The sequence below is a fragment of the Fibrisoma montanum genome (genome assembly GCF_003583365.1).
Taxonomy (GTDB): Bacteria; Bacteroidota; Bacteroidia; order Cytophagales; family Spirosomataceae; genus Fibrisoma; species Fibrisoma montanum.
The window spans coordinates 1,144,175-1,163,851 of sequence record NZ_QXED01000001.1; the positions used below are offsets into that span (position 1 = coordinate 1,144,175).

16 protein-coding genes and 1 tRNA gene are annotated in these 19,677 nt (G+C 52.2%); 10 read left to right on the forward strand and 7 right to left on the reverse strand.

The genetic code is table 11. From position 1 onward, the window contains the following. Window positions 1-98: 98 nt before the first annotated feature. The 3 genes from hemB to DYU11_RS04940 form a co-directional block, all read right to left on the reverse strand. The gene (gene hemB, locus DYU11_RS04930; RefSeq protein ID WP_119666490.1) at window positions 99-1,106 is read right to left on the reverse strand and encodes a porphobilinogen synthase; all 1,008 of its coding nucleotides are present in this window, start codon (window positions 1,104-1,106) and stop codon (window positions 99-101) included. A gap of 67 nt (window positions 1,107-1,173) precedes the next feature. After that, on the reverse strand, window positions 1,174-1,854 hold the full coding sequence (locus DYU11_RS04935; RefSeq protein ID WP_119666491.1) for a response regulator transcription factor: 681 nt from the start codon (window positions 1,852-1,854) through the stop codon (window positions 1,174-1,176). A 32-nt stretch (window positions 1,855-1,886) separates the two neighbouring features. Further along, window positions 1,887-3,782 carry a sensor histidine kinase gene (locus DYU11_RS04940; protein WP_119666492.1) on the reverse strand — a complete coding sequence of 632 codons (1,896 nt, stop codon included), beginning with the start codon at window positions 3,780-3,782 and terminating at the stop codon, window positions 1,887-1,889. A gap of 177 nt (window positions 3,783-3,959) precedes the next feature. On the opposite strand from DYU11_RS04940, the gene DYU11_RS04945 reads away from it, so the two are divergent. Both DYU11_RS04945 and DYU11_RS04950 read left to right on the forward strand, forming a co-directional pair. After that, window positions 3,960-4,787 (forward strand): T9SS type A sorting domain-containing protein, encoded by an 828-nt coding sequence (locus DYU11_RS04945; RefSeq protein WP_119666493.1) that lies wholly within the window; start codon window positions 3,960-3,962, stop codon window positions 4,785-4,787. Window positions 4,788-4,933: 146 nt separating this feature from the next. Next, on the forward strand, window positions 4,934-5,197 hold the full coding sequence (locus DYU11_RS04950; protein ID WP_119666494.1) for a hypothetical protein: 264 nt from the start codon (window positions 4,934-4,936) through the stop codon (window positions 5,195-5,197). Window positions 5,198-5,237: 40 nt separating this feature from the next. On the opposite strand, the gene DYU11_RS04955 is transcribed toward DYU11_RS04950, so the two are convergent. Then, the gene (locus DYU11_RS04955; RefSeq protein ID WP_119666495.1) at window positions 5,238-5,738 is read right to left on the reverse strand and encodes a rhodanese-like domain-containing protein; all 501 of its coding nucleotides are present in this window, start codon (window positions 5,736-5,738) and stop codon (window positions 5,238-5,240) included. Between the two features lie 262 nt (window positions 5,739-6,000). On the opposite strand from DYU11_RS04955, the gene DYU11_RS04960 reads away from it, so the two are divergent. From DYU11_RS04960 to DYU11_RS04990, 7 genes are all read left to right on the forward strand, one after another. Then, window positions 6,001-9,063 carry a serine hydrolase domain-containing protein gene (locus DYU11_RS04960; protein ID WP_119666496.1) on the forward strand — a complete coding sequence of 1,021 codons (3,063 nt, stop codon included), beginning with the start codon at window positions 6,001-6,003 and terminating at the stop codon, window positions 9,061-9,063. A 183-nt stretch (window positions 9,064-9,246) separates the two neighbouring features. Further along, the gene (locus DYU11_RS04965) at window positions 9,247-13,176 is read left to right on the forward strand and encodes a T9SS type A sorting domain-containing protein (protein ID WP_119666497.1); all 3,930 of its coding nucleotides are present in this window, start codon (window positions 9,247-9,249) and stop codon (window positions 13,174-13,176) included. Continuing rightward, a complete protein-coding gene (locus DYU11_RS04970; RefSeq protein ID WP_119666498.1) occupies window positions 13,176-13,613 on the forward strand; it encodes a nucleoside deaminase in 438 nt (145 codons plus the stop codon). The genes DYU11_RS04965 and DYU11_RS04970 overlap by 1 nt, the downstream gene beginning before the upstream one ends. Window positions 13,614-13,671: 58 nt before the next feature. Then, window positions 13,672-14,286 carry a superoxide dismutase gene (locus tag DYU11_RS04975; RefSeq protein ID WP_119666499.1) on the forward strand — a complete coding sequence of 205 codons (615 nt, stop codon included), beginning with the start codon at window positions 13,672-13,674 and terminating at the stop codon, window positions 14,284-14,286. Between the two features lie 111 nt (window positions 14,287-14,397). Continuing rightward, window positions 14,398-14,471: transfer RNA gene (locus tag DYU11_RS04980), tRNA-His, on the forward strand. A gap of 79 nt (window positions 14,472-14,550) precedes the next feature. Then, window positions 14,551-15,213, forward strand: coding sequence for a carotenoid biosynthesis protein (locus DYU11_RS04985; RefSeq protein ID WP_119666500.1), 663 nt, complete (start codon window positions 14,551-14,553; stop codon window positions 15,211-15,213). 205 nt (window positions 15,214-15,418) lie between these two features. Further along, window positions 15,419-16,297 carry a MerR family transcriptional regulator gene (locus DYU11_RS04990; protein WP_119666501.1) on the forward strand — a complete coding sequence of 293 codons (879 nt, stop codon included), beginning with the start codon at window positions 15,419-15,421 and terminating at the stop codon, window positions 16,295-16,297. A gap of 18 nt (window positions 16,298-16,315) precedes the next feature. Here the strand turns inward: DYU11_RS04990 and DYU11_RS04995 are convergent, their stop codons facing one another. Both DYU11_RS04995 and DYU11_RS05000 read right to left on the reverse strand, forming a co-directional pair. Then, complete coding sequence (locus DYU11_RS04995) at window positions 16,316-17,269, reverse strand: D-2-hydroxyacid dehydrogenase (RefSeq protein WP_119666502.1); 954 nt, start codon at window positions 17,267-17,269, stop codon at window positions 16,316-16,318. A gap of 54 nt (window positions 17,270-17,323) precedes the next feature. Then, complete coding sequence (locus DYU11_RS05000) at window positions 17,324-18,292, reverse strand: YheT family hydrolase (protein WP_119666503.1); 969 nt, start codon at window positions 18,290-18,292, stop codon at window positions 17,324-17,326. 111 nt (window positions 18,293-18,403) lie between these two features. Here DYU11_RS05000 and DYU11_RS05005 point away from each other — a divergent pair, with 111 nt between their 5' ends. Next, a complete protein-coding gene (locus DYU11_RS05005; RefSeq protein ID WP_119666504.1) occupies window positions 18,404-18,847 on the forward strand; it encodes a hypothetical protein in 444 nt (147 codons plus the stop codon). Window positions 18,848-18,854: 7 nt separating this feature from the next. Here the strand turns inward: DYU11_RS05005 and DYU11_RS05010 are convergent, their stop codons facing one another. After that, window positions 18,855-19,625, reverse strand: a complete 771-nt coding sequence (locus tag DYU11_RS05010; RefSeq protein ID WP_119666505.1) for a glycosyltransferase family 2 protein — start codon at window positions 19,623-19,625, stop codon at window positions 18,855-18,857. Window positions 19,626-19,677: the final 52 nt, after the last annotated feature.

Here is a 19,677-nt window from a genome sequence, read left to right on the forward strand (position 1 = left end):
ACTGATCAACACAATAGGACGGCGTCTATGGTATATAAAAGCCATGCTCCCCGAAAGATACTGGAAAGCATGGCTTCGTACCATCTCTTGAGCCGCAATTACGCGGATTTCAGAACCTGAGCGGCTTCTTTGGCAAAATAGGTCAAGATCACGTTCGCACCGGCCCGTTTGATCGCCATGAGTGATTCCATCATCGCCCGCTCGCCGTCGAGCCAGCCATTACGGGCGGCTGCTTTGATCATGGCGTATTCACCGCTGACGTTGTAGGCGGCAATTGGCAGGTCGAAGTTATCGTTGAGCAATTTGATTACGTCCAGATACGCCAGCGCGGGCTTGACCATCAGAAAGTCGGCCCCTTCGGTGTAGTCCAGCTCAGCTTCGATCAGGGCTTCGCGGCTGTTGGCAGGGTTCATCTGGTACGTTTTCTTATCACCAAAACGGGGGGCTGAATCCAGCGCATCACGGAAAGGTCCGTAGAAAGCACTTGCGTATTTCGCCGAATAGGCCATGATCGCTACGTCGTGGAAGCCACCCGCATCGAGTACCTGGCGAATGTAGCCCACTCGCCCATCCATCATGTCCGACGGCCCGACAATGTCGGCTCCGGCTTTTGCCTGCGCGAGGGCCATGTTGCCCAGCACTTCGAGCGTCGGGTCGTTCACAATTTTTCCGTTTTCGACAATGCCATCGTGGCCGTCGGAACTGTACGGGTCCATGGCTACGTCGGTCATAACCACTACGTCGGGAAAGCGATCTTTGATGGCCTTAACCGCCCGCAGATACAGACCGTCGGGGTTAAAGCTTTCAGTGGCGTATTTATCTTTCTTCGATTCGGGTAAGTTGGGGAAAAGCGCGAACGTAGTCAGGCCAAGGGCCACACAGTCGGCTACTTCTTCTAAAAGCAGATCAATTGAATACCGATGGATTCCCGGCATGGATAGCACTTCGCTGCGGATCCCTTCGCCTTCCAGTACAAAAAGTGGCAGAATAAAGTCGCTTACCAACAGCCGGGTCTCCTGCACCATGTTGCGGATAGCGGCTGACTGACGATTCCGGCGCGGACGACGGGTAAGTTGTAATTGGGCGATACGCTGTACGTTTGACATACCTGACTCAAATAGATTGCTTAGTGAACAAACTTACGAAGCCATCTATTCCGATACCCGCCGTTTTTTACACAATTAATTTGAAACCTTCGCCGTGAACGTTCACCAGTTGCACGGCTTCATCTTCCTTGAGGTATTTTCGCAGTTTCGTTACGTACACGTCCATACTGCGGGCATTGAAGTAGGAATCATCGCCCCACACCATCTTGAGCGCGAAACTACGGCTTACCGGCTGGTTGAGATTTTGCGCCAGCAGCTTCAGCAATTCAGATTCTTTACTGGTCAGTTTCTGCGATGAACCATTGTGAGACAGCAGCTGGTGCGGATAATCGAACTGGAACGACCCGATCTGATATACTGATGGTTCGGGCAAATCGGCCGTACGCTGGTAGCGCCGGAGAATGGCCTGAATCCGCAGCAACAGTTCTTCCATACTGAACGGCTTCGTTACGTAGTCATCGGCACCAACCTTAAACCCCTGGATGGTATCCTCCTGCATGGATTTGGCCGTCAGAAAAATGATCGGAATTTCGCGCCCCGCCATCCGGACTTCTTTCGCCAGTGTGAAGCCGTCTTTCTTAGGCATCATGACATCGAAGATGCACAGATCATACGAGTTTGCCATAAACATCTGGAGCCCCTGATTGCCGTCGGTTGCCCGGTCGGTTGGGTATCCTTTCATGGTTAGGTACTCCTGTACTAACTGCCCCAGGTTAGGGTCATCTTCGACTACCAGAATGTTTGCCATTGCTACAATAAAACGGTTGAAACAGTCCTTGCCTACTCACCGGCCGACTGCGTATATGGAATAAAAACCTCAAATGAACTACCCTTGCCCGGCTGACTTTCGACCTGAATGTGGCCGTGGTGCTCCTCTACCATCTTTTTAACGTAGCTCAATCCCAGCCCGAATCCTTTTACATCGTGCCGGTTACCGGTCGGAACCCGGTAAAACTTCTCAAAGATACGGTTAGTCTGATCTTTAGTCATGCCCAGGCCCTGGTCGGCTACGGTGATGCTGACCCCCTCGGGCAGGCTACGGGTTTTCAATGTAATGTGCGGTTGGTTGGGCGAATATTTGATGGCATTATCAACCAGGTTATATACGATATTGGTCAAATGCACTTCGTCGGCCTCGACCACTTCGTTGTCGGCTTCAAAATCAAGATCAAGTTCACCATCACGCTGTTCAATCTGAAGACCGATGTTGTTGAGCACTTTCTCGATGACATCGTGAATGTTGACCGACGAGAGCTTCAGTTTTATTTCCCCGCGGTCGAGCAGTGCCATTTGCAGGACCTTCTCGACGTGCGACCCCAATCGGCGGGTTTCATCGCGAATAATACCCATGTACCGGGTCAGGCGGGTGGTTGGGCTGCCAGTCGGATCAGCTACCGGTGTATCGGTATGACCCAGTTGCTCCTGCGCCATCTCAACCGCCAGCGAAATGGTTGAAATCGGCGTTTTGAACTCGTGAGTCATGTTGTTGATGAAATCATTCTTGATATCGGCCAGTTTTTTCTGCCGGACAATCGTACTCAGGGCAATATAGAAACAAGCCAGAATAACCAGAATCAGCACCGCCGAAGCCGCAAACGTGAAACCCAGCCGGTTCAGAATGAACTGCTTCTGGGTTGGGAAGTAGATGTACAGATAGTTTCCCGTTTCGAGCAGGTTGTTGGGAAACAAGGCCGTTTTGTAGCCACTGGCGTTGAACTCTTTTGGCTCCATACCCAGCGACGTGAATAGAAACGAAGGCCTGGATTTGATCTGGACGCCATAAGCAAACGGAATAGCAATACCCCGCTCCTGCAAGGCCTGCCGCAAAAGCGTATCCAGTGCAAGCCGGTTGACCCGATCCTCAATTGGTCGATCCGACAACAACAGCCCTTTCAATACGTCCTTGATCATTTGCGACTGCTCTTCGGTTCGGTGGGTAAAGCCGGCTGCCGTTTTGGTGTTCGCCGGGCTTTTCTGCGCTACAGCCGTGTCCGGCCGATGCTGTTGCTGCCGACGTTTCAGCCGGGCAGTCTGCTGCTTTTTGGCAGCTTTCTGCAACGAATCCTGCCGACGAGCCGATTGTTTCAACTGTGCATCAATATTCGTCAGCTCACTGCTCATGACGTGATCGACCCAGAGTTCAAACTGGCGTTGCTGTTCCAGCTGGGCCTGCCAGTCGCCGGCCACCATCAACTCCTCCTGCTGCCGGAAAAACTCTTCGACCACAACCATTTGCTCTGCCGATAACGGGCGGGCGGTTGAATGCAGTACGTCGGATTGCACAATAGCTCCCATCGGCTCTGCCCCGCGCAAAGCCGTCGGGTTGTTATCGCGGGACTGGGGCATGGCGGTCTTGTCGCTGATCGCAACCTGATCGGGCTTTGGTTTACGCGGTTTTGGAGCCGCCGGCTCCGGCAACGTTTCGTCGGATTTTTTGGCAATAGCCATCAACCGATTCTGCTGATCGTGGGCCTGAATACGTTTCTGGGCCAGGTTCAGAATCTCCTGACGTTCCAGCGTACGAACTACCTCCTGCAGGGCATCGGTAACTTTATAATCAAATTGCTCTTTCTGAAGTCGCAGCGCACTACCAATCCAGTACGACTGCAGGCCAACCAGCCCCAGCAGCCCCACCGCCATCAGCGCTACAATCCAGCGTATGCGTTGTTTAGACATTTTTTTAAGCGCTCGTGCAACCTTTGCCGTTTTCCGGCATCTATTGAGAAAACGGATTCAGCAGCAGGTAAAATTACAAACCTAACCAGCTACCGTTAGGCATTTAACAAACTTTAACAGCCGGGCTATCAACGTTTTTCTGAGATTCGCACGGTCCCTTTTGTCATCAATAACCCTATGAAAACAACATCTGTTTTTGTATGCCGGTTCGTCCCGGTTTTGTTATTGGCCACTTGCCTGAGCGTTGTAAGCCAGGCACAACAGAAGCCCAGCGCTAAAGCTGGTAAAGCGAACAAGGAGCAATTCCGCGTCCGGATCATTGAGCGCGACGGCAGTCAGGTTCGCGAATTGGAACGGACGTATCGGGCTGAGGGTATGTCTGACGCCGAGCGCGACAACATCGTGATGAAACTGGTAGATTCACTCCGAACGGCCCGCAAGGATAGCCGCCGGCGTCAGTTGACCATTATCGTAGAAGACCATGACGGCGACCGCGTTGTTACGCGCCGACGTGATAACGCACCCGATGCGTATGCGCGTCGGCCCAATCGCCCCGGAGAACGTAACTACCGCTTTTATTATACGCCGGAAATGCGCGAATGGGGTTTCGACTTCCGGAATAATATGGATTCGCTGGCCGATCGGCTGAACCGAATGGAGTTCCGTTTTCCCCGGGACTGGGACCGTCAGCTGGCTCGCCCATTTGACGAATGGGCACGGGGCTTCAACCGGGACATAAAACCATCCACGATTCGAAGCCTCGATGTGTACCCGAACAATCCGGACCGCGACCAGCTAAACATTCGGTTTACAGCACCAGCAAAAGGCGACATCAGTATTGTCGTAACCAATGCTAAAGGAAAAGAGGTAGCCCGCCGGGAGATTAAAGACTTTTCAGGTGAATTTGTAGGCCAGATTGATCTGGGCAAGAAAACGCCGGGTACGTATTTTGTAACGGTTACTCAGAACGAAGACGGTGCCGTTAAACGGGTTGTAATTGATTAATAAGCGTTGGAATTCCTATCCCGAAAAGCCGGGTGATGCTATTTGCCCGGCTTTTTTTAATTTTTAACAAAAAACAAGGTACTATGTATTGCAAGATACCAAATTAAACCTATATCTTTGTGGTATCAATGTAGAACGAATGTGTCATGAAAAAGCTACTGATCGCTGGAATGATGGTTTTGGCCGTGTGCGGTGAAGGATACAGCATGGGGCACCCACGTAATATTTTCGCTGCGCACAAGCGGTTAAAGGCTAAGAAAGCCCACACCACAGCATCGATCAGGCCCTCGGCCTGCCGGAACCAGGCAACGGTATCGGCACAACACGATACGGATCTGGGCACCCAAATTGTGTGTGCCATCAGCAAATCGGCCGCGCGGCTCATCTACAGTACTGTAGTTGCTCAGTAGTACAGGGCTTCGTTCCGATTAAGCAGCCCCTGGCCCTACGTTAATCGTATACTTTCTTCCCTTTTCTCAGCCAGACGCCCCAAAGGCGCGAATACGCGTGCACTCGCTGGGTTAGTTTCCCCGCATTGTCAACGACAGGATTTCCCTGATTTACCCACTCGAACAAACTACCGTACAGATTGTGTACGTGTCGGTATCCGGCCGCCTGTAGTTTTTCGCCTACCCGCTCACTACGGTACCCAACCGAACAATACAGCACTACGTTTGCCTCTTTAGGTATGTCTGCAACACGCTTCAGGTCAAAGTCGTCGTAGCCAACCCACCGGGCATTAGGTAGATGGCTTATGTCATATTCGGTCCGGGCGCGGGTGTCGAGCAGTACTACGTTTTGCATTCGTTTTAGTTCGGTCACACTCACCAACGGTACTGTTTTCTTGTACATTGTCTCCAGCATTGCTTTGAACGCACCATTTTCCGTTTGTGCAAACACGATCGGCACAGCCATCAGCAACGCACCAATCATAATCCAATATCGCTTCATACAAATTATTCTAGTTGTATTTAACTAATTTTTGCTTTCATTTTTCACTAACAAAGCAATCCTTATCCTAACTTTGAACAAACCATAAATTGCATTATTAAGTTAATAAGGTCCTTGGGTAAACTATAATACTACATTTTTTCGTTAAAAAATTAGACAATTTGACTATTGGCTATCATTTACAATGTACATTGGCTACTTTTATGATTCCCGATAATTGAATTAGGTAGCTGACTTGTACTTTTTTACTTACTGAGTACTCATGCGGAACAAGATTGTCCGGCCGATACTCGTTGTCGGTCTGCTGTCCGTCAGTTTATTAACTGCGTTTGGTGTAACAAATCCAGTACGTGTCATCTGGCATCGGCTGTCTGTGACATCTGAACGTATTAAATCCATACGGCCCGTCACTTCCACGGCCTATCGCGTTCGTGCGTATGCGAAACCGGTCGAAGTGTTTACGTTGCCCGATAGCGGACAACGCTGGGTTGATAGTGTCTTCAACACACTGACCCCTGAACAGAAGGTTGGGCAGTTTTTCATGGTAGCTGCGTTTTCTAACCGCAATGCCAACCACAACCAGTACATCGAGCACCTGATTCAACACAATCATATTGGTGGTTTAATTTTCTTTCAGGGCGGCCCGTATCGGCAGGCGATGCTGACAAACCGCTATCAGTCTCTGTCCAAGGTGCCCCTGCTGATCGGCATTGATGGTGAATGGGGGCTGGGCATGCGCCTGGACAGCGCGATGGATTTTCCTAAGCAAATGGCGCTGGGTGCCATTCGTGATAATGAGCTTATCTTCCGCATGGGAGCCGAAATTGGCCGGCAATGCCAGCGGCTGGGTATCCACATCAATTTCGCTCCAGTATCGGATATCAACAGCAACCCGGCCAATCCCGTCATCGGTGTGCGGTCTTTCGGGGAATCAAAAGAAAACGTAGCGCTGAAGGCCTCCGCCTATATGCGCGGCCTGCAGGGTAAGCACATCATTGCCACCGCCAAGCATTTCCCGGGTCATGGCGATTCCAATGCCGACTCGCACCATACGTTGCCGACCATCAGCCGATCGTCGGAGCAGCTTCGCGACATTGATTTGTATCCGTTCCGGAAACTGATTGCCGATAGTCTGATGGGCGTCGTAACAGGGCACCTCTATGTACCTGTTGTTGACAACACCCCCGCCCTGGCGGCAACGCTATCGGAAAAAGTAGTAACCGAATTACTCAAGAAAGAACTGGGCTTCCGGGGACTTGTATTCACCGATGCATTGAACATGGGGGGGGTAAGCCGGTCGCACAAAAACGTAGACATAAACCTGCAGGCGCTGATTGCCGGTAATGATATCCTGCTATACCCGGAGAACGTCAAAGAAGCGACACAACGGATCCTGACCGCCGTTCAGCTTGGTGTGATCTCGCAGGAACTCATCGATGAAAAAGTTCGTAAAATCTTGCAGGCCAAGTATTGGGCGGGTCTGGACAAGTATAAGCCAATTGACCTCAACGGCTTAGCCGCCGACCTGAATTCGCCGGACGCTACATTGCTGAAACAGGAACTCTGCGAACAAGCCGTCACTGTAGTCAGTAACCAGCAGAACCTGTTGCCTCTGTCACGGCTGGATACGCTCCGGCTGGCCTCTGTGGCTATCGGGGCAAACGCCGGTAACTCCTTCCAGAGCACGTTAACGCAATATGCCCCGTTCCGGCACATCGCTTCACCAGACAAACCGGCTACCGAAGCCGAGCTGAACGACATTCTGACGCAGATAGGCGATGCCAATACGGTTGTTGTCAGCTTCCACCGCATGAGCGAGTCGCCGTACCGGAAATACGGTATCACTAAAACTTCGCTTGACTTGATCACCCGATTAAAACAACGGGGGGCCAAGGTAATCGTAACGGCCTTCGGATCGCCCTACAGCCTGAATCAGTTCAGCGGGGCCGATGCGCTGTTGTGCGCGTACCAGGACTTTGATGAAATGCAGCGGGTGGTGCCACAGGTCCTGTTCGGTGGATTGGGAGCCCGCGGTATTCTGCCTATTTCAACCGGCCATCTGAAAGCTGGTCTGGGCGAAACCTTGTCGCCCGAAGGCCGCCTGTCGATTGGTACGCCGGAAAGCGTAGGTATGAAATCGGCCGTGTTATCAAAAATTGATGGGCTGGCCAAAAATGCGGTTAAAGATCGGGTCGTTCCAGGCTGTCAGATTCTCGTAGCCCGCAAAGGAAAAATCGTGTACAGCCAGAACTTCGGCAGCCTGACCTACGCGGCCGGTTCTGAGAAGGTCACCGACGAAACTTTATACGATCTGGCCTCCCTGACAAAGGTACTTAGCACGCTCCAGTCGGTGATGGTACTTTACGACCGGAAACAGATTGATTTATCGCAAAAGGCGTCGGCTTATCTGCCTGAGCTTCGGGGTACGAACAAGCAGAATATCACTATTCAGGACTTGCTTTGGCACCAGTCGGGCATGGTTTCGTTTTATCCAACCACCTGGGATCGTACCCGTACGGTGGGTGGTGGCCTGAAAGCCGAGTACTATAGTGCCGTTCATGACAGTCTGCACACGCTGCAAATTGCCCCTACACTTTGGGCCGTTCCGGCGTTAAAAGATTCGGTATGGAAATGGGTTGTTCAATCGCCCATGTCGCGTAAGACCGACGAATCGGGTAAGCCTGCCTATGTTTACAGTGATCTTAACTTCCTGACGCTGCAGAAAATTGTGGAGCGGGTGACTAAGCAACCGCTGGACAAGTTTGTTACAGAAACGCTCTACAAACCCCTCGGTTTGCACTCGCTGGGTTTTACGCCACTTCAGCGCCTGACTAATCCGCGTTGTGCGCCTACGGAGCAGGACACGTATTACCGCAATCAGTTGCTGGTAGGAACAGTTCATGATCAGATGGCTGCTGTGCAGGGGGGCGTATCGGGCCACGCGGGGTTGTTTGGTAATGCCCGCGACATTGCCACGCTGTTGCAGATGAACCTTCAAAAAGGCGTGTATGGCGATCAGCGTTTGCTTCAGCCGATGACGGTGCCATATTTTACCCAAACGCTTAGCTCTCGCAGTCATCGGGCTCTGGGCTGGGATAAACCCAATCCGGAAACGCATAGTAGTGTTTACCTGGCCGAACAGGCCTCACCACGGTCATTTGGCCACACCGGCTTTACGGGCAACGTAGTCTGGGTAGACCCTGATCAGGAGTTGATCTTTGTGTTTCTCTCCAATCGTATTCACCCAACGGCCGGCAACAACTCCATCAACACAACCAAGTTACGGCGCCGGATACACGAATTGATTTACAGCTCCATACAGTAGCCGCTATTTTACCGGCTGCTCATCCTATCTCGCTGCAAACGACTTCTGGGAATGCCACCTATCTATCTGATTAGGTGGCATTCTTATTGCTATAGGGAAGCAAGAGCCGTGCCTAAATCATAGAGTGAGCTTAGTTGTGGCAAATGAATTAACTTTAGGCCAATATATTTATTATTCGAACGTATGAATGGTCGAATCCTTTACTCTTATCTTCTTATATGGCTATTCAGTGTTGCCGCGCTAAGCGAAAGTGCAGCACAATCCATAGTTACCGGGACGTTAGCAGACAACTCGCTCTGTCAGGGCAATAGCCTGACCGTACCCTTTTCAACAACAGGTACGTTCACGGCCGGTAATATCTTTTCTGCCCAGCTATCGGACCCGAATGGTACGTTCCCTGCCAATCCCACGGTAATCGGGACGGCTATCGGCAACCCATCGAGCGGAACAACGGTGTCGAACAGCAGCATTGCGGCCCGAATCCCCGCAAACGCAACCCCTGGCATCAGCTACCGGATCCGGGTGGTTTCGAGCCTTCCCGCCCGAACCAGCACCAACACGCAGCTGCTTATTATCAACGCTGTTCCAAACCCGCCGACAACCAGTAATCCTTCCCCCTACTGCGAAGGCGCAACGGCCAGTCCGTTATCAGCCACAACCTCAGCAGGCGGGGTTTTAAACTGGTATGGGACCAATCCGACCGGCGGAACACCTTCCCTTGTAGCCCCTACCCCCAACACCAACACGATTGGTACGACTACCTACTATGTGAGCCAGACCGTCGCTGGTTGTGAAAGCAGCCGGGCGAGTATTGTAGTCACGGTAAAGGATGCTCCGCCTGCGCCAGGCACCAGCCCCGTCAGCTACTGCCAGAACGAAACGGCTAGTCCGCTTTCGGCTTCACCGGTGTCGGGGGCAACCCTGAACTGGTACGGTACGAATGCGACCGGGGGTACAGCCTCGCCCGTAGCACCGACTCCGCCCACCAGTTCAACCGGTTCGTCTACTTACTACGTCAGTCAGACGCTCAATGGCTGCGAAAGCCCACGGGCCAGTCTGCTGGTAAGTGTCAATGCAGTGCCGCCGGCTCCAACCGCTACGTCACCAGCCCCTTATTGTGAAGATGCCCCGGCGAGTCCGCTTACGGCCAGTGGGCAGCAATTGAGATGGTACGGTACGAGCGCTACTGGAGGCACAGCGTCAACGTCGCCTTCGGTTCCAAGTACCGATGTGGTTGGTACCACCAACTACTACGTCTCGCAAACCGTAAATGGGTGCGAAAGCCCGCGGAGAGCCATTCCGGTTGAGGTCAAACCGAAACCCGGCGCCCCCACTACGGCCACTGTACCACCTTATTGCCAGAATCAGACCGCTGGCCCCTTGTCAGCAACGGCAACCACCGGGGGCACGTTGACCTGGTATGGTACCAGCGCAACCGGCGGCACGGCGTCTTCAGTTGCGCCCACCCCCGGCACAACTACCGCCGGCATTGTCAACTACTACGTTAGTCAGACGGTGAACGGCTGTGAAGGCCCAAGAGCAGCCATTCCGGTAACGGTCAGACCAAGACCGGCCGCCCCCGGAACGAGTCCGGTGAGTTTGTGCCAGGATCGTCCAGCTTCTCCTTTAACCGCTACACCATTGGCCAATGGTACGCTGAACTGGTATGGGACCAGCCCGACCAGTGGAACGGCGTCTGCTACGGCGCCAACTCCGCCAACAAGCGCTACTGGTTCAAACACGTATTACGTTAGCCAGACGGTAAATGGCTGCGAAGGCGTTCGAGGTAGTATAGTGGTTACGGTCAATGCGGTGCCCTTATCACCCGTAGCGGCAACACCAGCACCCTACTGCGAAGGTTCTACCGCCCAACCTCTATCGGCGACAGGCCAAAATCTGAAATGGTACGGGACCAACGCCACCGGCGGCACGGGTGGATCAACCCCATCGACACCCAGTACCAACCTCGTCGGAACGACAAATTACTACGTTAGCCAAACCGTTAGCGGCTGCGAAAGTGAGCGACGGGCCATCCCCGTTCTGGTGAAAGATACACCTGACCGGCCGGGTGTAACGGCAACTGATTTCTGCCAGAACACGACGGCTCCGGTACTGGCGGCAGCGGCTCAAACCGGCGCGACATTGTCCTGGTATGGTACCAGCGCAACCGGCGGCACGGCGTCTTCGACTGCGCCAACTCCGCAGAACACCACTGTTGGCACCACGGCTTACTACGTCAGCCAGACCCTGGATGGTTGCGAAGGCCCACGAGCCGCCCTAAACGTCCGGGTGAAAGCTACGCCCGGTGCACCGGGTGTCAGCCCGATAAGCTTTTGTAACAATGGACCATCGCAACCCTTAACAGCCGCTGGAACCAATATCAAATGGTACGATGCGGGTAATAATCTGCTGGGGAACACGCCCACACCAAATACAGGCACTGTAGGCACCCAGGAGTACAAAGCGTCGCAAACGTCGGGAGAAGGCTGCGAAAGTCAAAAGGCGACGCTAATCGTGACCATTAACGCACTCCCGGCTCCACCGGGTGTCAGCAACGTATCATACTGCCAGGCGCAGACCGATCAGCCCGATCAGGCCGTAGTACCGCTACAAGCCAGTGGTCAGAATCTGAAATGGTATAGTGCAGAAGGCAGTCCAATCAACAATACCCCGACGCCGTCTGTCGTACAGGCGGGTACGTTTACGTATCAGGTCAGCCAGACTGTCAATAACTGCGAAGGCGGTAAAGCTAATCTGGTGGTAACAGTCAATACGACGGCCCCGCCAACCGTAACCAAAACGCTGGTTACCTACTGCCGCGACGACCAGGCAACCCCTCTGGAAGCGACCCCCGCAACCGGCGCCAGTTTACGCTGGATCGACCCGTACAATATAGTGACGAATGAAGCACCTACCCCCTACACGCTTAATGCGACCAGGCCCGGTGGCGAGACGTTCTTTGTTTACCAGATCAACAACGCAACGGGTTGCTACAGCCCTCGGGTATCCATCAAACTGATCGTCAATACGGTGCCGACTTTGTCGTTGCAGGGCTCAAGCCAGGTGAATCTGGGCCTGACAGCCCCCTTGCAGCTTCAGTTTACAGGCACTCCGCCATTTAGTTATACCTTGAGTGAGGGCTACTCGGGGGTAGTCAACCGCAACGATACGACGATCAACGTACTGCCCCGGCGTAACACAACGTATCAGGTCGCCAGCGTTGCCAACAGTTGTGGCGTTGGTTTACCAGGCAACCCGGCAACTGCTGTCATATCGGTAATTGCACCGACCGTAACAACCACGAGTCTGGCCGTTACGACGCTTTGCGCCGGTTCGACCTTCCAGGTACCATTTACCACATCCGGACCGTTCACCTCGGGCAATCAGTTCAAGGTTGAAATCGCCAGCACGTCCGATACCTCGACCTACACCGAAGTTTCGGCGTTTGCCGGTAGCAGCCCCATCACGGCAACCTTACCGCGCACGTTGGCGGGAGGTCAGTACATCGTACGCGTAAAGGCATCGAATCCGTCCGTCCCGGTAATGGGTACCCGCAGCCCAACCGTACTGAACGTGCGCCCACAACCGACGGCAACCCTAACCGGCACGCAAAGTATTTACGAGGGCTCACCGGCTAACCTAACGATCTCGTTTGGTGGCGATGGCCCGTGGACAATCGCTTATGCCGACAGTGCCCGTACGGTTAATCTTCCGCCAGTCAACAATAATCCGTATCTGCTGGAAGTTCGGCCAACCCGCACGACCGCATACCGCATTACGTCGGTCAGCAACAATTGTGGTTCTGGTCCTGTTTCGGGCACAGCCACTGTTACCGTACAGCCGCTGTTATCGGTTGAAGATGACCCACTGGCATCCCTGGTTCAGGTGTATCCGGTTCCCACAGGTACGACATTGACCGTAACGGTTGATGTGTCATTAAACCGGCAGCCGGCCGTGCTTACCCTGACGGACCTGCGTGGGCAGAGTCTTCTTCAGCAAACGACCCGAACCCGGCAGACTGACCTTAATCTGACCAGCCAGCCGGCCGGAACGTACCTGCTGCGCATACAGGTGGGCGATCGGCAGACAGTCCGGAAAATTTTGAAGCAATAATGCTTACTGACGAATACTTTATGGAAATCGCCCTCGGCCTGGCCGACGAAGCTGCTGCTGAGGGCGAGATTCCGGTCGGGGCACTCGTAGTATGTCGTAATCGTATAATCGGAAAAGCCCGCAATCAGACCGAGCAGCTCAACGACGTAACGGCTCATGCCGAGATGATTGCCATTACAGCCGCCACACAGCACCTTGGCGGTAAATACCTGACTGATTGCACCTTATACGTAACGCTTGAGCCCTGCGTCATGTGTGCAGGCGCTTTGTACTGGGCTCAGATCAGTCGGCTGGTCATTGCTGCCGACGACCCTAAACGGGGCTACAGCCGCCACTCAGCGCCGATACTTCACCCCAAGACCCGCGTGGAAACAGGCGTGATGGCCGATGAAAGCCGGGCACTGCTCACGAAGTTTTTTCGGCAGTTAAGAACATAAACGGAAAGAGGCTTGTTAACCCAACCGAACAAACTTCCATTTTAACTATCTTAGTCCAATGGCTTTTGTATTAGAACCGCTACCCTACCCGAGCGACTCGCTCGAACCGCACATTGACAAACAGACCATGGAGATTCACCACGACAAGCACCACAATGCGTACGTGACGAACCTCAACAACGCTGTTGCTGGTACTGACTTGGAAAATAAATCCATCGAGGATCTGTTGACAAACGTCAGCACGGCCCCGGCGGCCGTGCGTAACAACGGAGGTGGCCACTATAATCATACGCTGTTCTGGAACACCTTGTCGGGCAAAGGCGGTGGCCAGCCCACAGGCGAACTGGCTGATGCAATCAACCAGAAGTTCGGTTCGTTCGACGCTTTTAAGGAAGAGTTTACGAAAGCGGCTACTACTCGGTTTGGCTCTGGCTGGGCCTGGCTGATCGTTAAAGAGGGTGGCGAACTGGCAGTAGTTTCAACGCCTAACCAGGATAACCCGCTGATGGACGTAGCTGATCAAAAAGGCTTCCCCATCATTGGTCTTGACGTATGGGAACACGCTTACTATCTGAAGTATCAGAATCGTCGGCCCGACTACATTGCCGCTTACTGGAACGTAGTAGACTGGAACGCTGCTGAAAAGCGTTTTCAGCAAGGAAAACAGCAATAATTGAATACTGATGATGAATTATTAATCAGAATGGCGAAGATTTTTTTAAACGGAACGCTTCAGAGCCATTCAAAATTAATAATTCATCATTATCTTTGCAGTCCCAAAACGGTGGTTGTAGCTCAGTCGGTTAGAGCGTCGGATTGTGGTTCCGAAGGTCGTGGGTTCGAGCCCCATCATCCACCCTTCAAAAAGCCCTGGCCAAACCAGGGCTTTTTCGTGGACCACGGGCAACCTTCTGGCTAAACTTGTAGTTTGTACTGCATGCCAACGAGTCTCTCCATTTCAGATCGCCAACATGCTAAGGTGCTTACCATCCTGGTTCTGGCGTATCTGGCGGGTATTATCGGGTTACAGGTACCTCATCTGGCTACTTATTTTCGCCCCCTCAGCCCTATTACGCTCGTAGCCTCCCTAGCCGTTCTGCTGGCGTACCACACCGACTGGAAACCAGCCTTTTATGTCTATATTTTCTTAGCAATCGCGACGGGCTATTTCATTGAGGTACTTGGTGTGCAGACAGGCTTGATTTTTGGTCAGTATGCGTATGGTTCAGGATTAGGCTTTAAGCTTTGGTCTGTGCCACCGGTCATTGGTATCAACTGGCTTACCTTGTCGTACTGCTGCGGCTCGCTGTGCAACCGACTCCGTATTCCAACTTTTCTGAAAGTGGTTCTGGCCGCTACATTGATGGTTGGGCTGGATTTTTTTATTGAACCGGTGGCTGTACAACTCGACTTCTGGACCTGGTTTGGTCAGCCTGTTCCGCTCCGGAATTACGTTGGTTGGTGGTTGGTTTCATTCGCTCTGCTCAGTATCTGGTTCGCACTACCCTTCCGAAAAGACAACCGAATGGCGGGTTGGCTCCTCTTGCTGCAGTTTTTCTTCTTCCTATTTCACGGCCTGATTTTCCGATTAAACGGCTAGGTGAACAAAACGCACAGTTATCTTGTTTAACAATCAACCCGGATTTATTAAACAAAAGTAGCTATTTTTAATGGCTGAATGTTTGTTTAAGTGATTCGTTACTTGTAGATTGGTCACTATTTTTCATGCCGTGTGTCTGTTCAGTCTTTGGGACTGATATGTACGTACCCTTCGGATACCATCCAAATCGAAACAACCTTGTTCCATGAGTAATTACTCAATAAAAGACTTAGAACAGCTTTCGGGCATCAAAGCCCATACGTTGCGGATCTGGGAACAGCGTTACAATATCATTACGCCCAAACGGACAGATACAAACATCCGAACGTACGACGATCAGGATCTGAAACTGGTGTTGAATATTTCGCTGCTGAAAGATCACGGATATAAAATTTCCGAGATTTCGAAGTTGTCGGTTGAGGAGATGTACCGCGAGGTTATCAAAATATCCGACAAGCAGCTGAATTATCCGGATCAGATTCACGCCCTTACCATATCCATGATCGATCTGGATGAGGAGCGCTTTGAAAAGATTGTCAGTACGAATATTCTCCAGTTTGGCTTCGAAAACACGATGATTCACATTGTGTATCCGTTCCTGAGCCGAATTGGTACGCTGTGGGTGACGGGGTCGATTGGGCCGGCTCAGGAGCATTTCATCACGAACCTGATTCGGCAAAAAATCATCGTGGCTATCGACGGCCAGGTGAGCAAGCAACGACCCAACGGGAAGAAATATATGCTGTTTTTACCGGAAGGTGAATTACACGAAATCAGCCTGCTTTTTGCCAATTATATCATTCGCGCCCGCTATAACAAGGTCATTTACCTGGGACAAAGTCTGCCGTTCAACGAATTGGTGTTTGCTTATAACGTGCACCGGCCGGACTACATTTTCACGGCTATAACGTCGGTTCCTTCCAATAATGAGGTGCAACCATACGTCGACCGTATGGCGAAAAGCTTTCCGGAATCGCACATGTTGTTTACGGGCTACCAGATTGTTGGGCAGGACATCAACATGCCTGAAAACGCTACCGTTATTAACCAGATCGAAGACTTGATTCGTCTTTCCAGTACGTAGTGCGTTAATTGAGTATAGTTAGCTCACTACGTTGATAGGGCTACCATCCAGAAACGCCTGCAAGTTCTGAACAACCCGCGCCAGCAGACGCTGCCGGGCTTCAAAAGTTGCCCACGATACGTGGGGAGTAATCAGGCAATTTTTAGCCGTCAGTAACGGGTTATCTGCTTTGGGAGGCTCCACTGATAAAACGTCGATTCCAGCACCTGCAATCAATCCCTGATTCAGCGCGTCAGCAACTTCAGGTTCATTAAACAGACTGCCCCGACTGGTATTAATCAGGTAGGCAGTCGGCTTCATTTTCGCCATCAGGTGGTAATTCACCAGGCCAATTGTTTCGGGTGTGGCCGGGCAGTGCAGAGACACAACGTCGCTCTCGGAGAACACAGTCTCAATGTCAACAAATCTGACGCCATCCGCCGACGCCTGAGTTGGGTGGCGTCGGTTCACCAGTACGTTCATCCCGAACGCACGGCCAATTTCAGCTACTTTCCGGCCAATATCTCCGTATCCAACTAATCCCAGCGTTTTTCCTGACAACTCCACCAGAGGGGTGCGCCAGTAACAAAAATCCGGCGACTTAACCCACTCGCCGGCATGAACACTTTCATTGTGCAATCCAGCGTGGTTGGTCAATTCCAGCAATAGCGCAAAGGTTTGCTGTGCTACCGAATCGGTGCTGTAGCCTTTTACGTTGGTGACAACGATACCCTGCTCCCGTGCGGCTGCTACGTCGATAATGTCGTAGCCGGTGGCCGTGACGCCAATATATTTGAGTCTGGGTAGTTGTTGGAGCAGGCTGCGGTCAAGGCGGGTTTTATTGACCAGTATGGCGTCGGCTTCATTAATGCGTTCTGCCAGTTTATCGGCCGGAGTATGATTGTAAAAAACTACGTCGCCTAAAGCCTGCAGAGGAGCCCAGTCAAGATCGCCGGGATTGAGTGTATACGCGTCGGGGTAAACAATGGTCATACAAAAAGAAGAGCGTTTCTCTCGCGATTATACTGCTTTGCTAGCCAAAACCTACTACATAACTTGAGTTGTTGCAAACTGAAGTGCCCGGCGTTCGGCGTATGTATACGGATCGCGGGCTACGACAAACCCGACATGGCCGCCAGTACGGGGCGTTTCCAGATGGATGAGCGGGTGCGTCTGCGCCAGCCATGCGGGCGAGCATTCCGTGGACAGCAATGGATCGTTCTGAGCGTTGAGTACCAGTGTCGGCACGGTGATCCCAGACATGAAATTTACAGCCGAGGCCTGTTCATAAAAATCGTCGGCATCGCGGTAGCCATTGACTGGAGCGGAAAAAAAATCGTCGAAATCCTGCCACCGCTTAACCAATTGCAGCTTGGTCATGTCAATCGAACCCGGAAAGCGATCCGCTTTCTGTTGCAGTTTCAGCACAAGCTTTTTCATGAACCGATTGCGGTAGAACCGGTTCGATGGGCTATCGAGCAAACGAGCGCTGGCACCCAGATCGGTGGGCGACGAAATGGCAATACCACACCGCACTGCATCGGGCAGGTGACGCCCGTGAACACCCAGGTATTTTAACGTGATATTACCGCCCATACTGTAGCCGACCAGTACAATCTGTTCGTAGGGTCGGGTTCTCAGCGCATGGTTAATTACGTCGCCAATGTCGCCGATTTCGCCGTGGTTGTAAAGCCGGAACGCCCGGTTCATTTCCCCGCTACACGATCGACAATTCCACGCCAGTACGTCGAAACCATGCTGAAAGAACAATTTCGCTGCTCCCCGAATGTACTGTCGGTTACTATCGCCTTCGAGGCCGTGCGTTAAAATGACCAGTTGGCGCTGACCCCGTTCAAGCCAGTCGAGATCCAGGAAATCACCGTCGTTGAGGTCAATTCGTTCGCGTTCGTAGACCACTCCCGTAACCTTGCGCACGACACTCGGGAAGATCGTCTGGAGATGACCATTGTATAAAAACGGGGGCGAACCAGGATACGCAGATTTTATAACAGGCATAATATAAACAACGGCTAATTTTGAACGTTGTCTATGGTTGACATGGGTAGGGTGATAACAGGACTACCGGCTAAAATGTCCCCTTTAACCCCAGTATTGTTCTGATACGTTATGCAGGCCGCCAAGTATTTCTCGGTTATCATTGCCAGTACAATCAAATTCATCGGCGGTCCACTCGCCGGGATGGCACTGGGGTTATCATGGCTGGAAACGGCTATCTGTACCGTTACCGGGATGATGCTCAGCGTGCTGGCGATTACGTTTGCAGGAGCCGCGCTGGAAGCCCTAAAGCGCCGGTATCAGAAACAGCGCCCAAAGCGGTTCTCGCGCCGGACACGCCTGGCGATTCGGGTCTGGAAAGCATCGGGGCTGGCAGGCATTGCTTTACTGACTCCTCTTGTGCTCACCCCAATCGGAGGGACTGTACTGGCCGTATCGTTCAAAGTACACAAAGGCCAGATTTTGCTGTATATGCTCATCAGCGCCACTTTCTGGGCTATAATTCAAACGCTGGCTATTTACCAGCTTCCAGTGCTGAAAGGCTTTTTTAGTTAGCCTGTACTTACCGGCTAACCGACTGACTGACGGGTGCGGGCGATTTTTTCCGGAAATCGCCCCTGGAGAAGTACTTCTCAATCAGGCAATACATGAGGATGAAAAAGTAACGGCTCCCCATTTCCTTGATCTTCAGTTTTGACTCACCATACTTTCGGTTCGTCCAGCTATTCGGCACAACCGCGTAGCTGTAGCCACGAACGATTGCCTTCAAGGGCAGTTCGACGGTGAGGTTAAAGTGGGGCGATAAAAACGGCTTTAGCCCTTCCATCGTTTCCCGCTTATAGAGCTTAAACGCATTCGTGGTATCGTTGTACTTGATCCCGACAACCATTCTGATTATGAAGTTGGCCAGGCGGTTTATGTACTTTTTAACCTGCGGATAATCGATCACTTTGCCGCCTTTTCCCCAACGCGAGCCAAATACAGCGTCGACATTGGTTTCCAGCATCTTGTTGTAAAACCTGACCAGGTCTTCAGGATCGTCAGACATATCGGCCATAAACACGGCTACGCAATCGCCCGTAAATCGCTCCAGGCCGTATCGCACGGCATATCCAAAGCCATTAGGCCCCGGGTTAGTGTAGTAAACCAGCGTCGGTATTTCGGTTTCGGCCAGTTGCTGCAACACACGCAGGGTACCGTCTTTTGAGTTATCGTTCGTAACGCAGATCTCGTGCGGAATTCCGTGTTTGGCCAGCGTCTGGTAGAGCGTGCGCAGGGTAGGCGGCAGCGACTCTTCTTCGTTATAAGCCGGTATGACGACGCTTAATTTCATAGATAATCTACTAATGAGGAGTTTGACTGATAAAGTTAATGGATTTTCGACA